Raw genomic sequence first — 1,553 nt, forward strand, 5'->3', positions numbered from 1 at the left:
CGATTGCGCGGCATTTGGACCGAATCAGTGATGCGGATGTCCACGCGTTGTATTCGACGTTGGCGCTGCAGGCCTGGAAGTACAATCCAGAAACGGTACTCGCTTTTCATAGCGATACGACCAGCAAATCGGTGTATGGTGCGTATCCGGACCCCAAAGAGGGAGACTTGCTGATCACGGAAGGCTATAGCCGTGACCGTCAAGGAGACAAACAGTTTCAATATGGATTAATCGTAGACGGACAAGGGCGCCCGGTCTATGGCGATGTCCACGATGGCAACCAAAACGATAAAAGCTGGAACCCCGAGGTGCTAAAGGCCTTGGACACGCAATTGAAAAAGATCAATCTGCAAGGCTTTATCTACGTCGCAGATTCGGCCGCGATGACGCGCGAAACATTGGAACAAGCCAAGCAGGCGAAAGCATACCTGATTACACGCGGCGGCAACAACCTGAAGATGGTGAAGTGGGCACTGGAGCAAGCCGATCAGCAGGAAGAGCGCTGGTCGAGCCCTCAGGCGTTCGCCTCTTCCAACACCAGCGCGCAGTACCGTCTGCAGGAATTTGCAGCGGACTATGAAGGGCATGCCGTTCGGCTGGTCGTAGTCGAATCCAGTGCACTTGATAAGAAGAAGGCTCATACGCTGGAGAAGCGTGTAAGTCAGGAGCACGAACGGATCACGGAAGCGATGAAAGCCCTGGGGAAGATCGTATTCCACTGTGAACATGACGCTCAAACGGCGCTGGGGCAATGGCGGGCTGATCATCCCCTGCACTTTCACCAACTGGACATACGAACAGAAGCTTATGAAGAAATCTTGCGTCCGCGAGGTCGACCGAAGAAAGAGGCGGTGCCGGAAATCGTCACCAGGTACAGATTGGCATTCCATCTGATTGTGCGAGATGAAGACGCCATTGGCATGGCTCGCCGCAAGGCTTCGCGGTTTGTATTGGTGTCCACGGTGCCCAACGAATTCCAAGGTAAATCGATGGACAGCGCTGCGCTCTTGCAAACGTACAAGGGACAAATTCGAGTCGAATGCAATTTTTCGATATTGAAGGATCCCTATTTTGTCGATGAGATCTACTTAAAAAAGCCACATCGTGTGGAAGTTTTGGGTTACTTGTTTCTGATCGCGCTCTTGGTATACCACACGATACAGGGCAAGGTTCGCAGCCAAACGAGTGAGCGCCATCCACTGATTGCTACTACCAAACGGAAACTGGCTCAGCCAACGACACGGGAGATCTTTCGGTTGCTTCAATACGTACAGGTCGTTGTCTTTTTGATGCCTGACGGTAGCCGTTATCGCCAATTGGGGCGAAAACTGGAGCCAGAGGAACGGCGATTGTTATCTTTGTTTGGCTATGATGAGTCCATTTATATTTGAAGGTGTTTTGGAGCACGCGATGGATACGCTCTATCCAATGAAACGATCCGGCTGACATAACTGATACATTCAGGCCGATTGGTTTGAGTTGCCCGCTCATCCCCATTCAAAAAAAATGATGAAATGTTTTCCATTTGGTATCTCTAGGGTGCGAAACGTCAG

The 1,553-nt window shown here is 51.1% G+C and carries 1 protein-coding gene; it reads left to right on the forward strand.

Annotation, left to right across the window (positions count from 1 at the left end):
* On the forward strand, positions 1-1,391 hold a 1,391-nt coding region (locus WBG83_RS22350), incomplete at its 5' end, for an IS1634 family transposase (protein ID WP_336747596.1).
* Positions 1,392-1,553: the final 162 nt, after the last annotated feature.

Source organism: Paenibacillus sp. y28, assembly GCF_037137075.1.
GTDB lineage: Bacteria > Bacillota > Bacilli > Paenibacillales > NBRC-103111 > JBBBNV01.